An 18,009-nucleotide genomic window follows, 5' to 3' on the forward strand; every position below is an offset into this window, starting at 1 on the left:
ATATACACGTTTGCGTGAATACATCGTCAGATGTACTTTGGTGGCATGGAAACGCTCACCTCCGCTCCCGTGTTGGCCAGGTTCGGTTACGCGGTCTCGGACCCCACCCGAGCCCGGATCCTTTTGGCCCTCTCGGCTACCCCGTCCTATCCCTCGGATCTGGCGGATTCGCTTGGGGTTTCCCGGCAGAGCATGTCCAATCACCTGACGTGCCTGCGCGGCTGTGGCCTCGTTGTTGCCGTTCCCGATGGCCGGCGGAGCCGATACGAATTGGCGGACGCCCGGCTCGGTCACGCGATCAAGGACCTGATTGGTGTTGTCCTTGCGGTGGATCCGGCCTGCTGCGCACCGGACGGGGAGTGTTTCCCGTGACGGCGCTGCTGCACGCACCAAGCCCGGAACGCCGTGCCGTGCTGAGCCTGAGGATCCGGGTGTTCGCGGCTGCGACCATCAGCTACAACCTCATCGAGGCGGTGGTGGCGCTCTGGGCGGGCGGTGTCGCTGATTCCTCGGCGCTGACCGGCTTCGGCCTGGACTCGGTCATTGAGGTGACGTCTGCCCTGGCGTTGTCCTGGCAGTTCTCCGCCAAAGACCCGGAACGGCGAGAGCACCTGACCCTGCGGATCATCGCGATCTCCTTCTTCGCCCTCGCCGCATTCGTGACCGTGGACGCAGTCCGGGCCCTGACTGGCGGAGAAGAGGCGCAGCATTCCACCCCCGGGATCGTCATTGCCGCGCTGAGCCTAGCGATCATGCCCTTACTGTCCTGGGCGCAGCGCCGGGCCGGGCGGGAACTCGGTTCCCGGACGGCCGTGGCCGATTCCAAACAGACACTGCTCTGCACTTACCTCTCCGCCGTCCTGCTGGTCGGCCTGGTCTTGAACAGCGCCTTGGGCTGGTGGTGGGCCGACGCCGGGGCCGCCCTCGTCATCGCGGGTATTGCGGTTCGGGAAGGCATGAACGCTTGGCGTGGCGAAGCCTGCTGCGCCATCCCGCACACCGCGGACGAAGCTGAAGAGCACGATGACTGCTGCGTGCCTGCCGTCTCCCCGGCAACGGACGTGGCTGGAACTGCCCCGGTCGTCGTTGAGCAGACGGAAGTAGCCGGTTCATGCTGCGCAGGGTGCGAGGCAGACATCAAGTCCGTGCCGCTCGCTGTGACCCTAGGAACGAAAGCGGCTGATCGATGAGCGCCGTCACTGTCGCGCGGAACGTCCGCATCGCCATCTGGACTGCCTTGCGGTCCTCGTCGGTGCCGGAGTGATCTGGTACGCCGCGTTGACCGCCAACAAACCCGCCCCGGCGCGCCTCTGGCGGTCGCCGACGCCCAGCTCGTCCGGGAGGACAGCCACCGCCTCACGAACCCGGCGACGGAAAAGGCCCAGCTGGTGGAGTTTCTGGACTTCGAATGTGAAGCCGCCGCTCAGCAGGGGAAGTACGAACAGATGGCTGCCAAGCTGTTTGAGACCCAGCCGCAGTGGGGCAGGTCGGACTCGCCGAGCCGACGCAGCACGTTGACACCTCAGCCGGCGTCGGACCACACTGGCGCTGAGCCTACCTGTCGGCCGAGCAATGCCGTCATCAGGCCGTTCCCCAGGAGAATCCCATGGCCGTTATAGAAGAGAGTGTCTTCATCGCCCGCCCGCCCCAGGAAGTCTTCGATTACCTGATCAGGAGCGAGAACGTCCCCGTGTGGGATTCGTCCGTGATCCGGTCAGAACAGATCGGCGACGGACCTGTTGGAGTGGGAACCCGGTCCGAGGGCACCAGCAAGATCATGGGCAGGCACTTCGACTGGGTCACGGAGAACACGTACTTCGATCCGCCCAACAGGACGGTGATCCAGTCCGTTGATGGCAAATTCGACTTCACCATCGCCTACAGCCTGGAACCCCAGGACCACGGGACACGCCTGACGTACCGCGTCGATGCGCCATCCGGCCTGGGCGGCGTGTTCGGCAAGCTGGCCGACCCGTTTGTACAGAAGGCCCACACCAGGACGGTCCGTGCGAACCTGGAGACCCTTGCCGATTTGCTGGCCGAGCACCCGGACGGCGGATAACCGCCACTTGCGGCAAGAACCATCACGTCCGGTGCAATCACGGAACCGGGCAGCACTGTGCGTTCACCGCCCGTTTAAGGGCGGGACGCTTCCCTCTCCTACTGTCTGGGCATAACGGCGGCCCGGAATTGCGGCCGCATCACTGCATCAGCAAGGAGAGGTCTCGATGAAAACCACCATCCACCAGCCCCAACTCAGCAGACGCGCGGCGCTGGCCGCTGCCGGAACGCTCGGGGCACTGGGAATCACCGTGGCCGCTGCAACCGGGAGCCAGGCAGCGCCCGGAGCCAAGGCGCCGAAGCCGAGCCTCGTCTTCCGCCCTGACGGCAAGTTCAAGATCGTTCAGTTCAACGACACCCAGGACGACGAGCAGACGGACCGCCGCACCATCGAACTCATGGACCGGACCCTGGATGCGGAAAAGCCGGACTTCGTGGTGATCAACGGCGATGTGGTCAACGGCGGAATGGATTCCGAGCTGGAGGTCAAGCAGGCGCTCAACCACGTGGTCCAGCCGATGGAAAGCCGGAAGATCCCCTGGGCCGTGACCTTTGGCAACCACGACGAGGATTCCGCGCAGAAGACGGGCATGACCGAAGCCAAGATGCTGCAGTTCCTGCAGACCTACGAGTACAACCTGAACGCCGACTCCACGCCGGGCCTGACAGGTACGTCGAACTCGCAACTGCTGGTGCAGTCCTCCCGCACCAAGGCACCGGCCTTTGGACTGTGGCTCATTGACACCGGCCGCTACGCCCCGGACGCCATCAACGGCCAGGACTTCGCAGGCTACCCGGACTGGGACTGGGTGCGCATGGACCAGGTGACCTGGTACCGGAACCAGTCCATCGCCACCGAGACCAAGTACGGCAAGAAGATCCCGTCCCTCATGTGGGGCCACATCGCGCTTCACGAGCACCGCAACATGTGGTTCGCCAGTTTGGACTCACGGACGGAGGCAGATCACGCGCGGGCGCTCACCAAGCACAACATTGTGGGCGAACGCAACGAAGACGAATGCCCCGGACCCATCAACTCCGGCCTGTTCAGCGCCTTCCTGGAACGCGGGGACGTGCTGGGGTACTTCGTGGGGCACGACCACGTCAACACCTACGTGGGGAATTACTACGGGGTCCAGCTGGGCTACGCACCAGGAACAGGATTCGGCGCCTACGGACTCTCCGGCGCTGAGCGGAACCGGCTCCGCGGCGCACGCGTCTTCGAACTGGACGAGGGCCACCCGGGAATCTACAAGGACACCCGCCTGGTGTTCGCCAAGGATCTGGGCATCGACCTCACGGCCAATGACCAGCCCATCGTGCCCAAGCCGCTGGACCCGGCGCAGAGCTAACACCCGTTTGACAAAAATGGCCGGAATGCCCGACGCATTCCGGCCATTAGTGGCAAATCGCCGGCCTCCCCGGGCAGGAAACCCTACTTCAGCCCGGCCCCCGGCAGCAGCTCCACTGCACCCACGGAGTCGGCCACGAAGGCGTAGTCCCAGGCCCGTTCGCGCCACTGGACGTACCGCCCTGAGGCTCCGCCGTGGCCGCCGTCCATCTCGATCTTCATGACGATCGGCTCGGTCCCGGTGGAAACTGAACGCAGGGCCTGCACCCACTTGGCAGGCTCCACGTACAGCACGCGCGTGTCGTTGAACGAGGTCACGGCCGCGATCTTCGGGTACGCCACCGAGTGCACGTTCTCATACGGGGTGTACGACTTCATGTACGCGTAGACCTCGGGGTCCGTAATCGGGTTGCCCCATTCCTCCCACTCAAGGGCGGACAGCGGCAGCTCCGGATCCAGGATGGTGGTCAGCGCGTCCACGAACGGAACGGCGGCCACAATGGCGGCGTATTTTTCCGGTGCCAGGTTGGCCACGGCGCCCATCAGCAGCCCGCCTGCGGAGCCGCCCATTGCTGCGATCCGGGTCGGCGAGACCCACCCGGAGCCGGCCAGCCAGTCGGTGGCCGCCACGAAGTCCGTGAAGGTGTTTTTCTTGCGCAGCTTCTTTCCGTCCTCGTACCAGTGCCGGCCCAGCTCGCCGCCGCCGCGGATGTGCGCGATCACGAACACGATCCCGCGGTCCAGCAGTGACAGCCGCGGGATGCCGAAGCCGGGGTCCATGCTCAGCTCGTAGGAGCCGTACCCGTACACCAGGCCCGCTGCCGAGGAATCCTGCGCAACGGACGCGTGCCGCAGTACCGAAAGGGGAATGCGCGTGCCGTCGGCCGCCGTCGCCCATTCACGGGTGGCCACGTAGTCGGAAGGGGAGTAGCCGCCCAGCACAGGGCTTTCCTTGCGGAGCAGCAGTTCGCCCGCGGGCGAAGCAGCGGTGGGCAGCACGAAGTCGTACACGCGCGACGGCGTGAAGTAGGACGTGTAGCCCATCCGGATCACGGGCGCCTCGTAGTCCGACCCCGCCACACCGGCCGTGTACAGCTCCTCGTCGAACGCCGGCTCCACCGGGTCGCCCTGCGACGGTGTACCCAGTCCGGCCAGCGCCAGCACCTGCACGCGCTCGATGGTGTCCTTGCGGACGGACACAATCACATGCGTGGCGGTGACCCCCGCGCCGTTGACCCGCACCTGGTCGGAATGCGCGACGACGGTGGTCCACTCCTGCTCGGCCAGCGGCTTGGCCAGCTCGGCCGCGTCCACCAGCGACACCATGGAGTTGATGGCGTTCCGGTTGTGCGTCACCAGGATCTTCTCTGTTTTCTGTCCGTCCGGACCCGTCAACAGGAAAGGCTCGGCCTCGTACAGGACCCGTTCGTCGCGGGAGATCACGGTGCTGAGTCCGGCGTCGTAGTCATCAAACCGGAGCAGCCGCGTCTCGCTGTACTCCGAGCAGCCGATGCTCAGCACGAGGTGGCGCCGGTCCGAGGACAGGTCGAAGCCCAGCCACATGGCGACGTCGTCCTCCTGGTACAGCACCTCATCCTCGGTGACGGGCGTGCCCAGCACGTGGGACTTCACCTGGTAGGGGCGCCAGGCGTCGTCCACCACGGAGTAGAACAGGCGGGTGCCATCGGGGGAGAAGGAGACCCCGTAGAAGATGTTCTCGATGACGTCCGGCAGCATTTCACCGGTGCGCAGGTCCTTGAAGCGCAGCGTGAAACGTTCGTCGCCGGCGTTGTCCACGGCGTAGGCGTAGAGGTTGCCGTCCACTGTCACGGCGGTCCCGCCCACCGCGAAGAACGGCTTGCCTTCAGCTTCCACGTTGCAGTCCAGCAGGACTTCTTCACCGGAAAGTTCGACGCCGGCCTCCACCGCCGGGGGCGTCCAGTCAGCCACCGGGTCCCCGGTGTTCTGGGCCTTGACCCGGCACTGGATGCCGTACTCCTTGCCCTCCACGGAGCGGGTGTAGTACCACCAGCCGTCCTTGCGATTCGGGACAGACAAGTCTGTCTCCTGCGTGCGTCCCTTAATTTCCTGGAAGATCGATTCGCGGAGCGGTTCCTGGTGGGCGGTGACGGTCTCCTGGTAGGCGTTCTCAGCCTTGAGGTGCTCCACCACTTCCACGGATTCCTTGGCGCGCAGCCATTCGTAGTTGTCCACGAATGTGTCGCCGTGGTGGATCCGTTCCGTGGGGACCTTCCTGGCTACGGGGGCGGCGGCCGCTGGGGTGTTGTCGGCAGGATGCTGCACTGAAGTCTGGGTCATTGACTCAATATATAAAGCTATTCCGCTGCGGGCACCCGCGTTCGCTACGGGGGTATAGAGTGGTCCGCTTTCGCCGTGGGTAGCGCCCTGCACACAGCGTCACTTCTGCAACTTAAAGACAAGTAGCCGTCACTCAAGAACGGAATGACGGCTGTAAATAGTCTTTAGGAGTCGGTCGACGGACATCCAGGTCCCCCTGGGAAGGCCCCGCCGGATCGATACTTGGCCCGGATTATTTTCCGGATCACGTTGAGCTGGGCCGGCGGTGACAAGCCTTCTGAGACCGAGGCTTCCCCAGGCGCCGCCGGCCCTTAGCTCACGTGAAATGCCTCAGCGCTACCGAACGTCCACGCCTCAGTGCCGGAGCCGCGAATCGGCTGGCACCAGCAGCGGCAGGAAGCGCACGTAGGCAACCATGCCGAGCAGTTCCACAAGGGTCTGGGTGACCACGACGAGCGCGGTAAGCGCCAGCGGCTCGGGGAGCGCCAGGGCGAGCGGGAGCACCACCAGGGAATTGCGGGTGGCGCCGCTGAACACCAGGGCCAGGGTTGCCGGGGCCTCCAGGCGGGCAGCCCTGGCTGCGAGCAGGCCCAGCGGCGCCATCACCAGCAGGAATGCAGCGTAGAGCGGCACCACCGCCAGCAGTGAGCCCAGCCCCCGGCCCACGCCCACGATCTGCGAACCCACCACCACGGCCAGGGTTGCCATCATGAGCGGGACCATCAGGGCCTGCATAACTGCCATGACCCGGCGGCCTGGCAAGAACTTGCCAGACAGTCGCTGCGTCAGCGCGGCCAGGGCCAGCGGGATGATGATGAGCCCCACCAGGGCCTGCACGAAAGGTGCCGGGTCGATCGCGGACACGACGCCGGGGCCCACAAATAGCAGCAGATACACCGGCAGCAGCAGCATCTGGACAAGCATCAGCACCGGCGCAGCCGCGAGCAGCCGGTCGCTGGCACCACCGGTCAGGCCGGTGAACACAATCACGTAGTCGATGCACGGTGTCAGCAGCACCAGCAGCACGCCCAGCAGCAGCGCCTGGTCCCCGGCAACAAACCGGCTCAGCCCAAAGACCACCAGCGGCACCACGGCGAAGTTGAGCACCAGCACGGTCGCCATGAACCGCAGGTCACGTATGGCCCGGCCCAGCGACGCAAACGGAATCCCCAGGAACGTCGCGTAAAGCAGCAGCCCCAGCACCGGATTGATGGCCAGTTCCAGAACTGAGGCCGAGTTCGGCGCCAGGAAACCCGCGCCCACGCCGGCGGCGATTGCGGCGAGATACAGGCCGATCTGGTGGCGTTCCATCCGTGCCACAAACGTCCTCATCCTCACCGGCTCCATCGTAGGCGACCCATTACCCCACGGCGCAGCCCGCTTCAACAGCCCGCGCCGTTCGTAACGCGACTCCACTCGCATGTGACGCGGGGTGTTGCGTAGGTCACATTGGACCCATAGGCTAAACGAGGTCGCAGCGTCGCGGCCATGCATGAATAGGGGAAGCACTTGAACGACAAGCTCAAGGTTCTAGTCCGGCTCGACCTCGATTGTGGTGAAGCAGAAGTAGCAGCACAGGGTCATGTGACGGCTCAAAGCCTCCAGGCACTGTATGTAGTTGTAAAGCGCGCCAACCACCTGAGAGAAGGACTCCACCTCGTTGTGGATGTAAGCCACGCACGTGTTGAACCAGCTGCAATGGAGCAGCTGCAGGCATGTTCGAAATCGCACCACCTCCCGGCGTCAATCGACCCGCTACAGTCCGAATGCAACATCAGCGTCCTGGCTCCCGCATCAATGGGCTCCGAGACGGCACGAGGAATGAGGAGCCGGGCCATGAGCCTCGCCGCCTAAGCGGCGGACTTCCGGCCGCGCACACGACGACGGCACTTACGACGGCGGGCGTCCGCCAGAACTCCATCACCACGAACCAGCTGTGTAGGCACCTAATCGCCTGCAGTTGGTCATGGAGTTGGCGAATCCCGGCTAACTCGCCGGCGCCAGGGTGTGGACCAGGTCCTGCAGGTCGCGCAGCCGGAACGGTTTGGTGAGGTAGGCGCTGGCGCCTGACTCCAGGGCCGTGAGTCGGTCCACAGGTTCGGCGCGGGCCGAGATCACCAGGATGGGCGCCCGGGAGACCCCACGGAGAGCGTGCAGTACGTCGTTGCCCAGGAGATCGTGCAGGGCCACGTCCACCGTTACCAGCTCCAGAGGTCCTTGTCCTCAGCTACGGCATTGACGCCGGTGGACTCGGTGGTCACCTCGAAGCCGGCCCGGGAGAGTGCAAGGGAAAGGAGGCTCCGGATGTCCGGATCCTCCTCAATCACCACGCAATGCGCGTGCATTCCCATCAGCTCCCCAGCCCCCTCAGTAGGCCCTTAGCTTACGCCCGGTGTCGCCATGGCGTCCTAATGGTGAACGCTCAATTACCGCCCTGAAACCCGTTGGTCGCCACGTAGTCCGCCAGGGTGCCGCTGGCGAGTGCGGCGGACACGGCGCCCACCGCGGCGGGGTTCTGGAAGACGATCGACTGCCCGGTGGTGCTGAAGCCGAAACCGCCGTCGGGAAGCCGGAAGAAGATAGCGTCCTCCGGCCCTACCTCGCGCAGGCTGAAGCCGAGCCGCGCCATGGTTTCCACGGTGAGGCCGGGGCTGACGGTCCAGTGCGGCCGCACGGCGTTGACCACGTTCAGGACGGTGGCCGGGTTGGTGAGGGTGCCGGCGCTCATGAACTTGCTGATCACTGCTTTGAGGAACGTCTGCTGGTTGCGGATCCGCTGGAAGTCGCCGTCGACGAACGCATAGCGCTCGCGGACGAACTCCAGGGCCTGGCCGCCGGTGAGGTGGTTGATGCCGGCCGGGAAGCTGTGCCGGTTGTCGTGCGTGGAGGTGAAGGGCACGGTGACGTTCACGTCCACGCCGCCTAGGGCATCGGTGGCGGCCCACAGGCCCGGGAAGTCCACCATTAAGGTGTGGTCGATGTGGGTGCTGAACAGCGACTCCACGGTTTGGACCATCAGCGGGATGCCGCCGAGTTCCAGGCCAGCGTTGATCTTCGCTTCGCCGCGGCCGGGGATGTTCACCCACATGTCGCGCATGAGGGAGATTCCGTAGATCTTCTGCCGGTCGGCGGGAACATGGACCAGCATCAGCACGTCGGCGCGCTGATCGGCCGGTGTTCCGGCGGCGGCCTGGGCTTCCTCTGCCCGCGAGTCGCCGCGGCTGTCGCTTCCGATGATCAGGATGTTCATGGCTACAGGCGGCGGTTCAGGTGCCGGTGGCGGTGCGGGGGCAGGCGCCGGGGCCGGAGCCTCCGTTGGCGGCGGCGCGGTGGCGCCTTCCGCCGTCGCCACCGCGCTGGCGGTGGGGGCGGGCGCTCCGCCGCGTCCCACCTGCGAGAAGGCGTAGGCGGTGCTGCCCAGGGCGATCACCAGGACCATGGCAAGGACCGCTTTGAGCCAGGTGGGCTGCCGGCGCAGCCAGGCGGGAAGCCATGCGGAAATTCCCCACGGCGGCTTGTTTTCAGCCGCCCTTTCCGGATCAGACTGGTTGTCCATATCCGGACGGTACCACCGCGGACACCGAAAAGAACGACGCCGAAGGTCCTGTTTATGTGGGCGTGTTGAGGCGGGCGTAGCGGAGGATGGTGAGGATGGCCGGGGCCAGTTCGTCTTCCATCTGGCGGTACACCTCGGGCTCACGTTTGTAGGGGTCGATCACTTCGTTGTCGGCGCTGTCCGCGGCCAGGGCGAGGTGCCGGACGGAGGCGAGGCGGGCGGACAGCCCGCGCCACAGCGTGCCGGCGTCGGACGCCTTTTCGCCGGACGCCTTTTCAGCGGAGGTTTCCCCGGCGGCGTCGCGTTCCTCGAGTGCCTCCAGCATCCGGGCGAACTCGCGGATGGTGAACGTGCGCTTGAGCAGGGAAGCGTCCAGCTGCAGCACCTCGCCGCGGTGCTTGGACGTCATGGTCAGCACGATGTCCGTGTCGCGGAGGATCTTGGGCGTCAGCTGCCGCGCGGCGAAACCCTTGTCCGTGCCGCCGTACATCCGGACGATGTCGGCGGAGAGCGGCTGGATGGGACTGCCCACCATGGCGCGGGTGCCGGCGCTGCGCACTTCGAAGCCGCCGGGCAGGACCTGGTCCAGGCCGGCCTGCAGCAGGCGTTCGGCCACGGGGGAGCGGCAGATGTTTCCCGTGCAGACTGTCAGGATCCGTACGGGCGTTGGCGATTCCACAGTGAGGGCTCTTTCCGGAGTTGCTGGCAGATCGGTGCGATCCCGGATATTCAACTTAACACGCACGGCACCTCCGGTCCGGGGGTGAATCGCCAGAGGTATCCGCAGATATTGACCGAGTCTTGCGGTTCGGCTGAGGGAGACTAGAGGTGCAGTGTGCACAGTGGAGTCAACCGGTGAAGATCCCCGGCCACAGCAGCTGGGAGGTCCGTCAGGGATCTCCAACCGGATGTTATGGGGGACGAAGATGTCAGAACTCGCATGTCGCGCCACGGATCCTGCCGAAGCCACCCGTAGCAGGGCGACGTGGGACGGCGCATGGTCCGTCCCGGTAGGTGTGGCAACGCAGGCTTCCGCCGCTCTGGTTTCAGGCATTCGGGCCATTCCTTCGATCACGCATCCCAATGAGGCCGGCCACCTGCGGCCCGCCGTCAAGGTCCCCGTCACGCTCAGCCTGCGTGGACTCGGCGACCTCGCCGGGTCTGTGAGCGTTCAAATGACCCTGAGCCCGGTAGCGCCGGTGACGTCGGTTTCGCCGGTCGGTCGCCTTGCTCCGGTGACCGACGGTGTGGCGCTGTCCTTTTCATCCATAGGTGTGGGCACAGCATGCGCTTCGCCGAGGTTGAAACTGAGCGGTAGCACGTTCACGGCGGATCTCATGTATGCCGCTACCGCGGGCCTCGCGCAGGTGGACTTCGCCATCGACGGTTACGGATACTGCGGCGGGAATAACGGTCACCGCGACTTCTCGGTGACCGCAGTGATCACTTTCCAGGAGCATGGGAAGCAGACGCCGACAATTCTGGTTTCCAGCTCCCTCATTAGTCTTTAGGACCGCTGTCCGGGGACCCTTAGCGGCTTAACCTTGGAGAGGGCGGATCTCCTGAGTCCGCCATTCAGGGGCTGGCCTGCCGGATGTACTCCACGGCCGCAGCCTGTGGGCGAGCGGCCGGCGTGGCCGGACCAGCCGGACCAGTTCCTCCCGCCACCACGCCCGTCGAGCCTGAACTGCCCTGCCGGACCTCATGCAGCTGGGCGCGTCGACGCTCACCGACTGGCTGTCATGCTGCTGGCTGTGATGATTCTGGCGGTTGGCTACGCGGTGCTGCGCGTCCGCCGTACCCGGCTCGAAGCGGCCTCCGACGCACCCGATCAATCCCGCCTCCGCGGATCGATTTGACAACTGCAAAAGCGTCCGTGAGAGATCTTGAGGAGATCTTGACTGATAGTTGCAGAAATTCCGAAGGTCCGTTGGAGACAGTATTCCCAAGTCGGTGCAGAGGCCGTTCAGGCGAAGGGCGTGCCATATGGGCAGGTCTCGGTGACAAGAAATCTGGGGACGTACATGTCAGAAATCGTGGATCAAAATGTCAAGAAGGCGGGCCTCAACCGCCGAGCGGTAGTAAAGGGTGCGGCGTGGTCCCTGCCGGTCATCGCGGCCGCTATTGCAGCTCCGGCGGCGTCGGCTTCGGGCCCGACGGTGACCTTCATAGGCGCTGGTTCAGCCGTGACCTACAGCGGAGGGAATCGCAGTGGCACCGCCCCCACGGGCTTCCGGATCTCGGGCCTCATCGGTGCCGTCAGCGGAACCATAATCATCACCCCAGTCGGCACTGTGCACGCAAGGATCGGAATTCAGCCTGCCAGCATGTTTTCTACGAGCGCCTTCGACGGCAATACCTCTACTACGACATATTCCGCCGGCACGGGCACCGGCCAGGCCATCGACATTTCGGTGGGCTTCTTCAACTTGGAGGACAGCGCTCCCAACAAGCCGAAGCCCACCGACGAATACACCTACTTGATGACCGTGCTCTTGAATGGCTCTCCGGCAGTTCGCGCCGAGACAAACCTCACCATCAGATTCAAATGATCTGGCGCCACGGCACCCTCGTTGCAGAAGTCCGGACTGAACCAGCCGGCAGGGTTGCGCTGCTTCACCTGGATGCAACCCAGCCGGTGGTCCTGGACGGCACTGCCGCGGCCATTTGGGAACTGATCGACGGCCGCCGCGACCACGCCGAAGTCATCGCCGAGCTGGAGGCTGCCTTCGAGGACGCGGCCGGACAGTTGGCCCATCAGGTTGAGGCCTTCCTGGCAAGCCTTGAAGCACAGCGGCTGATCGAAGCTGCTCACAAAACTTCGCACTAGCAGCGTTAGATCCGGGGGAATCATGAGCGGCGGGAATATACAGATGGCGTGGGATTCGCGGCACTTCGAGGAACTCCTCGGCGCGGGCAACCTGCTCTGCCTGGACGTCTTGGGCACGCAGTTCGCCGTTCGTTGGGGACGGTCGGTTACGGAGGAGCAGCAGCACAGCATGCGCAAGGCCTGGGCGAGATGTGCCAGCGGCGGGGCTCCCTCGCTTCCTCCGCTGCCCAAGGAACCCCCGGAATCACTGCCGTTCTCTGCTTCTGTCTCCTATTTATCGATGACCTACGGCGGCGGGACATTCGCCCTGCAGGCAGCCTCCTTTGAGGAGCTGGCTGAGAACCTCACGTCCCGGCTCACGGTTGCCGCCATCCTGGAGAACGCCGGCGAGCTGATGATGCTCCACGCCTGCGGAGTGGCATCGCTCGAGACCGGGGCCGTCGTGGCGCTCGTGGCCAAGTCCGGAACGGGCAAAACCACCGCAGCATCGGTGTTGGCCGGGAAGTACGGGTATATCTCGGACGAAACCATTGCCATCGGCCCGGACGCATCGGTGGTTCCCTACCCCAAGCCGTTGTCCGTGAAGCAGGAACCCGGGACGCCCAAACGACAGGTGGGTCCGGACGAACTGGGGCTCCAACCGGCGCCGGCCAAGCCGTACATCCAGTCCATCGTGTTGTTGGACCGGGTAGACGCGGACCAGGGGGCGGAACTGGGTCCTGACGGTCAGTATCGTCCAGCCGCTCCGGTCCTGCGCCAGCTGCCCTTGGCCGATGCGTTGTTGGCTTTGGTTCCGGATTCGTCCTCGCAGGCCGAAATCGACGAGCCGCTCCAATCGCTGTGCCGGTTGATTGACAGCGTTGGGGGCGTTTGGCAGGTGACCTATTCGGAGGCCGCGGACCTGCCTCAGGCCTTGGAACCGCTTTTCCGGAAGCGGCGTCGATCGAAGCCGGAGTGGGCAGCCGCCGGAATCGAAGCCGAGCCTGGATCAATCCCCGGCGGATGGATCCGGCGGGCAGCAGCAAAGGATGCGGTGAGTGTCGGCGATGACCTGCTGGTGATGCTGGATACGGAGATCGTGCGGCTAAGCGGCATCGGACCGGCCATCTGGGAGGCCACAGCAAGCGCAGTACCGCTGGAGCACCTGGCCAACGAAATGGGGAGCGTGCACGGACGGCCGGAAGGTTACCGGGCAGCAGTCGCCGCAGCAGTGGGACAGCTCATCGCTAAATCGGTTTTGGAACAGGGCGGCGAATAGCCGCCAACCGGGTGGGGGACCACTCGACGCAGGAACCGGGCAACGACGACCGGACTGATGAACACCTGACTTCAAATGAGTGGAAGGAACCACCATGAGCGTTAACACTGCCGCCAGCGGGGAAACTCCGGCCGGCCTGGACCTCTCAGACTATTTGCGCGTCGTCAGGGTGTACTGGAAGGCGATCGTCGCCTTCACGCTCATGGCCACGTTGACTGCGTTCGGCTGGACGGTTCTTCAGCCCAAGATCTACTCCTCTGATTCAAGCGGCATTGTGGTCACCCCGGGATCGGACAACGTGAGCCTTTCACTTGCCGGTGACAGCCTGGCCAAGGCTAAGGTCAAGAATTACGAGTCCGTGGCGAAATCGCGGCTCGTGGCAGACAGGGTCATCGCCTCCCTGGAATTGAAAACCACAGCAGACGCCCTGCTCGGTACCATCAGCGTGAAAGTTCCGCTGGATACCGCAGAGATCCGGGTGACAGCCCAGTCGCCGGACCCGGCCACAGCCCAGCGAGTGGCCGACGCGTGGGTCAACGGCCTCGCGGCCCAGGTGGAGGCGATCGAGACAGCGCCTCCCGCCGAGACGCCTGCTGCGTCCGGTTCGGAAGCAACGGTCGACGTCGGAACGCCAGCAGCAGCTACGGCCTCAGCAGTGCGGGTCCTCCCTTTGGGCAAGGCAGTCCTTCCCACCAGCCCGGTTTCCCCCAACGTCAAGCTCACCCTGGCCCTTGGCGCACTCATCGGACTTGCCCTTGGTGTGACCTATGCACTGATTCGCCGGCACCTGGACCGGCGCATCCGCAACGCCGCGGAAATCGAGCGGCTCTTCGACGTTCCCGTGATCGGCACCCTTCCCGTGGACCATCGCCTGGACGGCAAAAGCACCATCCTGGACGCAGGCGCTGCTACGCAGCTACACGACGCCGGCGGCGCGATGGCCGAGGCCCTCCGCGAACTTCGTACCAACCTCAGCTTCCTGGACGTTGACCAGCCGCCACGGATCATCGTGGTCACCAGCTCCATGCAGGCGGAAGGCAAGTCCACCGTCACGGCCAACCTGGCGGTAACCATGGCGGCCGCCGGCGAGAATGTGGTGGTGGTCGACGGCGACCTCCGCCGCCCCACGCTGGTGGATGTTTTCAACCTGGTTCCGGGAGCCGGCGTCACCGACGTTCTGACCGGCGCTGCTGAACTACAGGACGTCCTACAGCCCTGGGGTGCCCTCCCCAACCTTTCCGTGCTCGGGTCGGGCCGCATTCCCCCGAATCCCAGCGAGCTCCTCGGGTCCCGGGCCATGAAGAACATGCTCCAGGCTCTTGCCCAGAACGCAATCGTCCTAATCGACGCCCCGCCGTTGCTTCCGGTCACGGATGCCGCCGTTCTGTCCCGCGCCGCGGACGGTGCCATCGTGGTGATCCGGACCGGCAAAACCACCCAGGAGCAGCTCGGGCAGTCCCTTGGAAACCTGGATAAGGTGAAGGGCCGCGTCCTGGGCGCCGTCCTCAATTATGTGCCAAGCCGCGGAACGGACGCCTACTCCTACTACGGGACCTACACGTCCGCGTCCGAACCAGCACTGCCTGAATCCGAGGCTGTGCCTGAAACCGCCCTCCCGGGCGCCACTCTGCGCGGAGCCCAGTGGGCCAACGAAGACGCTGGCGGTTTGGAACCCGTGCCGGCTGGCCGCCGGGTTAAGGGTTAGGCCCGTGCCAACCCCGGCAGATGAAACGCAGCTGAGCATTCCCGAAGCCGTGCTTCTGGGCCACGCGCTGGTGGCACGCGTGGCCGGCAGCCTGGGAATCCAGGCGTTCTTTATCAAGGGCCCGGCCAGCGTCATCCAAGGGCTGCGCCTGCCCAAGACTTCGGCGGACGTGGACGTCTTTGTCCCTCCGGCGGACCTCAAGCCGCTCATTTCAGGGCTGCGGGAGCGGGGCTGGCGGGAGCGGGTCATTGCACATGACGAAAGGATATTTCCCAATCACTCCATTACGCTCGACCATCCGTCCTGGCCCTGCTGTATAGACGTCCACTACCGGTTTCCGGGAATGGAGGGTACGCCCGGTGACAATTTCGATGTGATGTGGGCGCGCACGGAGGTCTTGGAACTTGCCGGGCAGGAAGTGCAGGTTCCGTCAAGGGCGCTGGGGATCCTCATCCTTGCCCTGCATTCCCTCCGTTCACCGCAATTGCCGGCGTGCCGACAGGAACTTGAGTTCCTGCATGACCTAGTGGAAAAGGAATCGCACACTGCCACGATCTTGGAAGCCTCTGCTGCCACAGGCTCTCTTGCGGCCATGCGGCCGTTCCTGGAGGATCTCGTTCCGGATCCAGCAGCGGTGCAGTGGCCCGAACCATCCACTGAGTGGAGCAACCGCCTGATGGCAAGAGAGTCGGGCAGTGGTCGGATTATCGCAATGGTTCAGGCTCCACTGCGGGAAAAACCTGGTATCCTTTTTCGCGCGATCTTCCCTCCAACGGAGCTCTTTTTGACCGGCAACATCTATGCAGACCTGTCGCTGCGTGGCCGGTTCCGGTTGCACAAAGCCAGGTGGGGCCGGTTCCTGCGCGCGGCTCCACAGATAGCGCGGGACCTCAGCCAACTCCGCCGGCGTGGTCCAGCGGCCAGATCCGCAGGGCCACTTCACCGATAACAGAAGAGGTCGTTACCGTCCGGACACAATCTGACGGCGCGCTCCCGGACGCAGTATTCCCGGCCTGCGTCCGGCAGTCCACCACTGAATCCGCTGAACCGGAACGGTGGTCGCCCAGCATCACCAGCTGGCCTTCGGGGACCGCGAACTCCGGGAAGCAGCGGGCGGAACTCGGCACCGTGCCGCAGTTCAGGACTCCTGCCTGAAACGGGTAGTCATTGTAAATGTAGGGTTCGTCCAACGGTTGGCCGTCCACACTGAGCCTGCCGTCGCTGCCGCAGCAGCTGACTGTCTGGCCGCCTACGGCGATGACCCGCTTCACCAGGAACTGCTCGTTGGAAACACCGATTCCAGTCAAGTCGCCGAAGGCGCGTGCCACCGATCCCATCCCGCCACTGTCGGGCACCGAAGATTCCTGCTTCCATGAATCCGGTCTGGTGAAAACTACTACGTCGCCCTGCTGCGGTGAACTGCCCGCATAGGCGAGCCGGTTGACCAGGATGCGGTCCCCTCCAGCCTCGGAGCCCTGCAACGTCTGTTCCATTGATCCGGAGGGGACCCGGTAGACCTTCACCAGGAAGGCTTGGACCAGGGCGATAACAGCCACAGCGATAAGCATGTTGAGCAGGACGGATGCCCAAAGCGGAAGCCTATTGCCAGTGCTGGTTTTCACGCTCTCAAGCTATCACCGGGGTCCCGCCACGAGCCTACTGGCCCTGCTCGTCCGCACCAGCCCCAGGCTGAGTGCTGCCGCCGCTGCGGCGACGGCTGTGACGAGGCCGAACGGTACCGGGTCGTTGGCGCCGCTGATGCCCACCAGGGGTGCGGCGAGTCCGCCGAACGCGAACCGCGCCAGTCCCAGGAGTGACGAGGCTGTGCCTGCGATGTCGGGATAGTCCTTGAGCGCAAGGGAGGTGGCCGGGGGACTGGTCACGGCCACGCCGCTGACCATCGTGAACAGGGACAGGATTATCGCAATCAGCGGCAGGTGCAGGAGTGCCGTGGCCAGCAGGCCCAGGGCCCCGGTGAGGGCCATGACCAGTCCCACGGCGAGCGTGCCCCGTTCGGACCATCGTTCGGACAGGCGTCCGGCGATGAACCCGAAGATCACGAAACCCAGGGAGTTCAGTCCGAACGCCAATGAGTAGCCCTGGGGTGAGAGCCCGTACACGCCTTGGAGGATGTAGGTCGCTCCGCTCAGGTAGGCGAAGATGGCTGAGTAGGTGAAGCCGGTGACCAGAACCGCGCCTACGAACACCCGGTCGGCTAGCAGGCGGCGGAAGGCGCCCAGGGTGTGGGAGAGGCCTCCCGTGGTGCGCCGGTTTGCCGGCAACGTCTCCCGGAAAACCAGCAGGCATGCCGCAAGGATGGCGACGCCGACTGCTGCGAGGAAGAGGAAGACTCCGCGCCAGTCCGTGACGGTTGCCAGCTGGCCTCCGATGACGGGGCCGACGATCGCGGCAAGCCCGCCGAGGACGGTCAGGCGGCCGTAGTAGCGGAGCAGCTTGCCGCCGGAGTAGACATCCCGACCGGCAGCTTGCGCGATCACGATGCCCACAGCGCCAGCGAGGCCCTGGACGAACCTGGCGGCGATGAGCGTTTCGACGGTCGGGCTGAGCGCACACAGGGCCGAGGTGACCGTGTAGGCGATGACTCCGATGAGCAGCGGTGTCCGGCGGCCGAAACGGTCCGAGAGGGGGCCGGCGATGATCTGGCCTATCGCCAGTCCCAGCAGACAGGCCGTGATGGTCAGCTGGGCCACCGACGTCGTGCTTTGCAGTTCGGCGGTGAGCGCCGGCAGAACGGGCAGGTAGAGGTCCATGGAGATCGGACCGAAGATTGTCAGCAGGCCGAGGACGATCGCCAGTGGGCGGCCGACGGTCTGTGCAGGTGTGGACGTCGGTGTGTCGATGGCTGTCACGCTGGCTCCGTTCGCATTGTGGGGATAACCCGTTCACCTTCAATGCAACAGGGCCGCAT

18 protein-coding genes and 1 pseudogene are annotated in these 18,009 nt (G+C 64.8%); 11 read left to right on the top strand and 8 right to left on the bottom strand.

Annotation, left to right across the window (positions count from 1 at the left end):
• Positions 1–45 precede the first annotated feature (45 nt).
• From J2S97_RS17980 to J2S97_RS18000, 5 genes and pseudogenes are all read left to right on the top strand, one after another.
• Positions 46–372 carry an ArsR/SmtB family transcription factor gene (locus J2S97_RS17980; RefSeq protein WP_307051306.1) on the top strand — a complete coding sequence of 109 codons (327 nt, stop codon included), beginning with the start codon at positions 46–48 and terminating at the stop codon, positions 370–372.
• Positions 369–1,190: a cation diffusion facilitator family transporter gene (locus tag J2S97_RS17985; RefSeq protein ID WP_307051307.1), complete on the top strand. Its 822-nt coding sequence runs from the start codon at positions 369–371 to the stop codon at positions 1,188–1,190. The genes J2S97_RS17980 and J2S97_RS17985 overlap by 4 nt, the downstream gene beginning before the upstream one ends.
• Positions 1,187–1,484 (top strand): annotated as a pseudogene (locus J2S97_RS17990) (DsbA family protein); the annotation flags it as partial. The gene J2S97_RS17985 and the pseudogene J2S97_RS17990, both read left to right, overlap by 4 nt.
• A gap of 122 nt (positions 1,485–1,606) precedes the next feature.
• On the top strand, positions 1,607–2,062 hold the full coding sequence (locus J2S97_RS17995; protein ID WP_307051308.1) for an SRPBCC family protein: 456 nt from the start codon (positions 1,607–1,609) through the stop codon (positions 2,060–2,062).
• A 166-nt stretch (positions 2,063–2,228) separates the two neighbouring features.
• The gene (locus J2S97_RS18000) at positions 2,229–3,413 is read left to right on the top strand and encodes a metallophosphoesterase family protein (RefSeq protein WP_307051309.1); all 1,185 of its coding nucleotides are present in this window, start codon (positions 2,229–2,231) and stop codon (positions 3,411–3,413) included.
• An 83-nt stretch (positions 3,414–3,496) separates the two neighbouring features.
• Here J2S97_RS18000 and J2S97_RS18005 read toward each other — a convergent pair whose 3' ends face one another.
• The 6 genes from J2S97_RS18005 to J2S97_RS18030 all read right to left on the bottom strand — a co-directional run bounded on the left by J2S97_RS18005 (position 3,497) and on the right by J2S97_RS18030 (position 9,966).
• Entirely contained in the window at positions 3,497–5,731 is a 2,235-nt protein-coding gene (locus J2S97_RS18005; RefSeq protein WP_307051310.1) for a S9 family peptidase, read from the bottom strand.
• A gap of 354 nt (positions 5,732–6,085) precedes the next feature.
• Positions 6,086–7,063, bottom strand: a complete 978-nt coding sequence (locus J2S97_RS18010) for an arsenic resistance protein (RefSeq protein WP_307051311.1) — start codon at positions 7,061–7,063, stop codon at positions 6,086–6,088.
• 654 nt (positions 7,064–7,717) lie between these two features.
• Complete coding sequence (locus J2S97_RS18015; protein ID WP_307051312.1) at positions 7,718–7,921, bottom strand: response regulator; 204 nt, start codon at positions 7,919–7,921, stop codon at positions 7,718–7,720.
• Positions 7,922–7,929: 8 nt separating this feature from the next.
• Positions 7,930–8,076 (bottom strand): hypothetical protein, encoded by a 147-nt coding sequence (locus J2S97_RS18020; protein ID WP_307051313.1) that lies wholly within the window; start codon positions 8,074–8,076, stop codon positions 7,930–7,932.
• Between the two features lie 77 nt (positions 8,077–8,153).
• On the bottom strand, positions 8,154–9,287 hold the full coding sequence (locus tag J2S97_RS18025) for an LCP family protein (protein WP_307051314.1): 1,134 nt from the start codon (positions 9,285–9,287) through the stop codon (positions 8,154–8,156).
• A gap of 52 nt (positions 9,288–9,339) precedes the next feature.
• Positions 9,340–9,966, bottom strand: a complete 627-nt coding sequence (locus J2S97_RS18030; RefSeq protein WP_307051315.1) for an arsenate reductase/protein-tyrosine-phosphatase family protein — start codon at positions 9,964–9,966, stop codon at positions 9,340–9,342.
• Between the two features lie 247 nt (positions 9,967–10,213).
• Between J2S97_RS18030 and J2S97_RS18035 the strand changes: the two genes are divergently transcribed.
• The 6 genes from J2S97_RS18035 (at position 10,214) to J2S97_RS18060 (ending at position 16,029) form a co-directional block, all read left to right on the top strand.
• Positions 10,214–10,798, top strand: a complete 585-nt coding sequence (locus tag J2S97_RS18035) for a hypothetical protein (protein WP_307051316.1) — start codon at positions 10,214–10,216, stop codon at positions 10,796–10,798.
• Positions 10,799–11,311: 513 nt separating this feature from the next.
• Entirely contained in the window at positions 11,312–11,839 is a 528-nt protein-coding gene (locus tag J2S97_RS18040) for a hypothetical protein (RefSeq protein WP_307051317.1), read from the top strand.
• On the top strand, positions 11,836–12,117 hold the full coding sequence (gene pqqD / locus J2S97_RS18045) for a pyrroloquinoline quinone biosynthesis peptide chaperone PqqD (RefSeq protein ID WP_307051318.1): 282 nt from the start codon (positions 11,836–11,838) through the stop codon (positions 12,115–12,117). The genes J2S97_RS18040 and pqqD overlap by 4 nt, the downstream gene beginning before the upstream one ends.
• Before the next feature lie 43 nt (positions 12,118–12,160).
• Positions 12,161–13,375: an ATP-binding protein gene (locus J2S97_RS18050; protein WP_307051319.1), complete on the top strand. Its 1,215-nt coding sequence runs from the start codon at positions 12,161–12,163 to the stop codon at positions 13,373–13,375.
• A gap of 94 nt (positions 13,376–13,469) precedes the next feature.
• The gene (locus J2S97_RS18055; RefSeq protein WP_307051320.1) at positions 13,470–15,080 is read left to right on the top strand and encodes a polysaccharide biosynthesis tyrosine autokinase; all 1,611 of its coding nucleotides are present in this window, start codon (positions 13,470–13,472) and stop codon (positions 15,078–15,080) included.
• A gap of 4 nt (positions 15,081–15,084) precedes the next feature.
• The gene (locus J2S97_RS18060) at positions 15,085–16,029 is read left to right on the top strand and encodes a nucleotidyltransferase family protein (protein ID WP_307051321.1); all 945 of its coding nucleotides are present in this window, start codon (positions 15,085–15,087) and stop codon (positions 16,027–16,029) included.
• Here the strand turns inward: J2S97_RS18060 and lepB are convergent.
• Together lepB and J2S97_RS18070 are read right to left on the bottom strand one after the other, a co-directional pair.
• Positions 15,971–16,702: a signal peptidase I gene (lepB, locus tag J2S97_RS18065; protein WP_307051322.1), complete on the bottom strand. Its 732-nt coding sequence runs from the start codon at positions 16,700–16,702 to the stop codon at positions 15,971–15,973. The genes J2S97_RS18060 and lepB overlap by 59 nt on opposite strands.
• Before the next feature lie 12 nt (positions 16,703–16,714).
• Positions 16,715–17,950: a multidrug effflux MFS transporter gene (locus J2S97_RS18070; protein ID WP_307051323.1), complete on the bottom strand. Its 1,236-nt coding sequence runs from the start codon at positions 17,948–17,950 to the stop codon at positions 16,715–16,717.
• Positions 17,951–18,009: the final 59 nt, after the last annotated feature.

The organism is Arthrobacter oryzae, assembly GCF_030812315.1.
Classification (GTDB): domain Bacteria; phylum Actinomycetota; class Actinomycetes; order Actinomycetales; family Micrococcaceae; genus Arthrobacter; species Arthrobacter oryzae_B.

What these genes read in the sequence shown, in the direction of transcription:
- J2S97_RS17980 (WP_307051306.1), top strand. Translation starts at nt 46, where the DNA reads ATGGAAACGCTCACCTCCGCTCCCGTGTTGGCCAGGTTCGGTTACGCG.
- J2S97_RS17995 (WP_307051308.1), top strand. Translation starts at nt 1,607, where the DNA reads ATGGCCGTTATAGAAGAGAGTGTCTTCATCGCCCGCCCGCCCCAGGAA.
- J2S97_RS18000 (WP_307051309.1), top strand. Translation starts at nt 2,229, where the DNA reads ATGAAAACCACCATCCACCAGCCCCAACTCAGCAGACGCGCGGCGCTG.
- J2S97_RS18005 (WP_307051310.1), bottom strand. Translation starts at nt 5,731, where the DNA reads ATGACCCAGACTTCAGTGCAGCATCCTGCCGACAACACCCCAGCGGCC.
- J2S97_RS18010 (WP_307051311.1), bottom strand. Translation starts at nt 7,063, where the DNA reads ATGAGGACGTTTGTGGCACGGATGGAACGCCACCAGATCGGCCTGTAT.
- J2S97_RS18020 (WP_307051313.1), bottom strand. Translation starts at nt 8,076, where the DNA reads ATGCACGCGCATTGCGTGGTGATTGAGGAGGATCCGGACATCCGGAGC.
- J2S97_RS18025 (WP_307051314.1), bottom strand. Translation starts at nt 9,287, where the DNA reads ATGGACAACCAGTCTGATCCGGAAAGGGCGGCTGAAAACAAGCCGCCG.
- J2S97_RS18035 (WP_307051316.1), top strand. Translation starts at nt 10,214, where the DNA reads ATGTCAGAACTCGCATGTCGCGCCACGGATCCTGCCGAAGCCACCCGT.
- J2S97_RS18040 (WP_307051317.1), top strand. Translation starts at nt 11,312, where the DNA reads ATGTCAGAAATCGTGGATCAAAATGTCAAGAAGGCGGGCCTCAACCGC.
- pqqD (WP_307051318.1), top strand. Translation starts at nt 11,836, where the DNA reads ATGATCTGGCGCCACGGCACCCTCGTTGCAGAAGTCCGGACTGAACCA.
- J2S97_RS18050 (WP_307051319.1), top strand. Translation starts at nt 12,161, where the DNA reads ATGGCGTGGGATTCGCGGCACTTCGAGGAACTCCTCGGCGCGGGCAAC.
- J2S97_RS18055 (WP_307051320.1), top strand. Translation starts at nt 13,470, where the DNA reads ATGAGCGTTAACACTGCCGCCAGCGGGGAAACTCCGGCCGGCCTGGAC.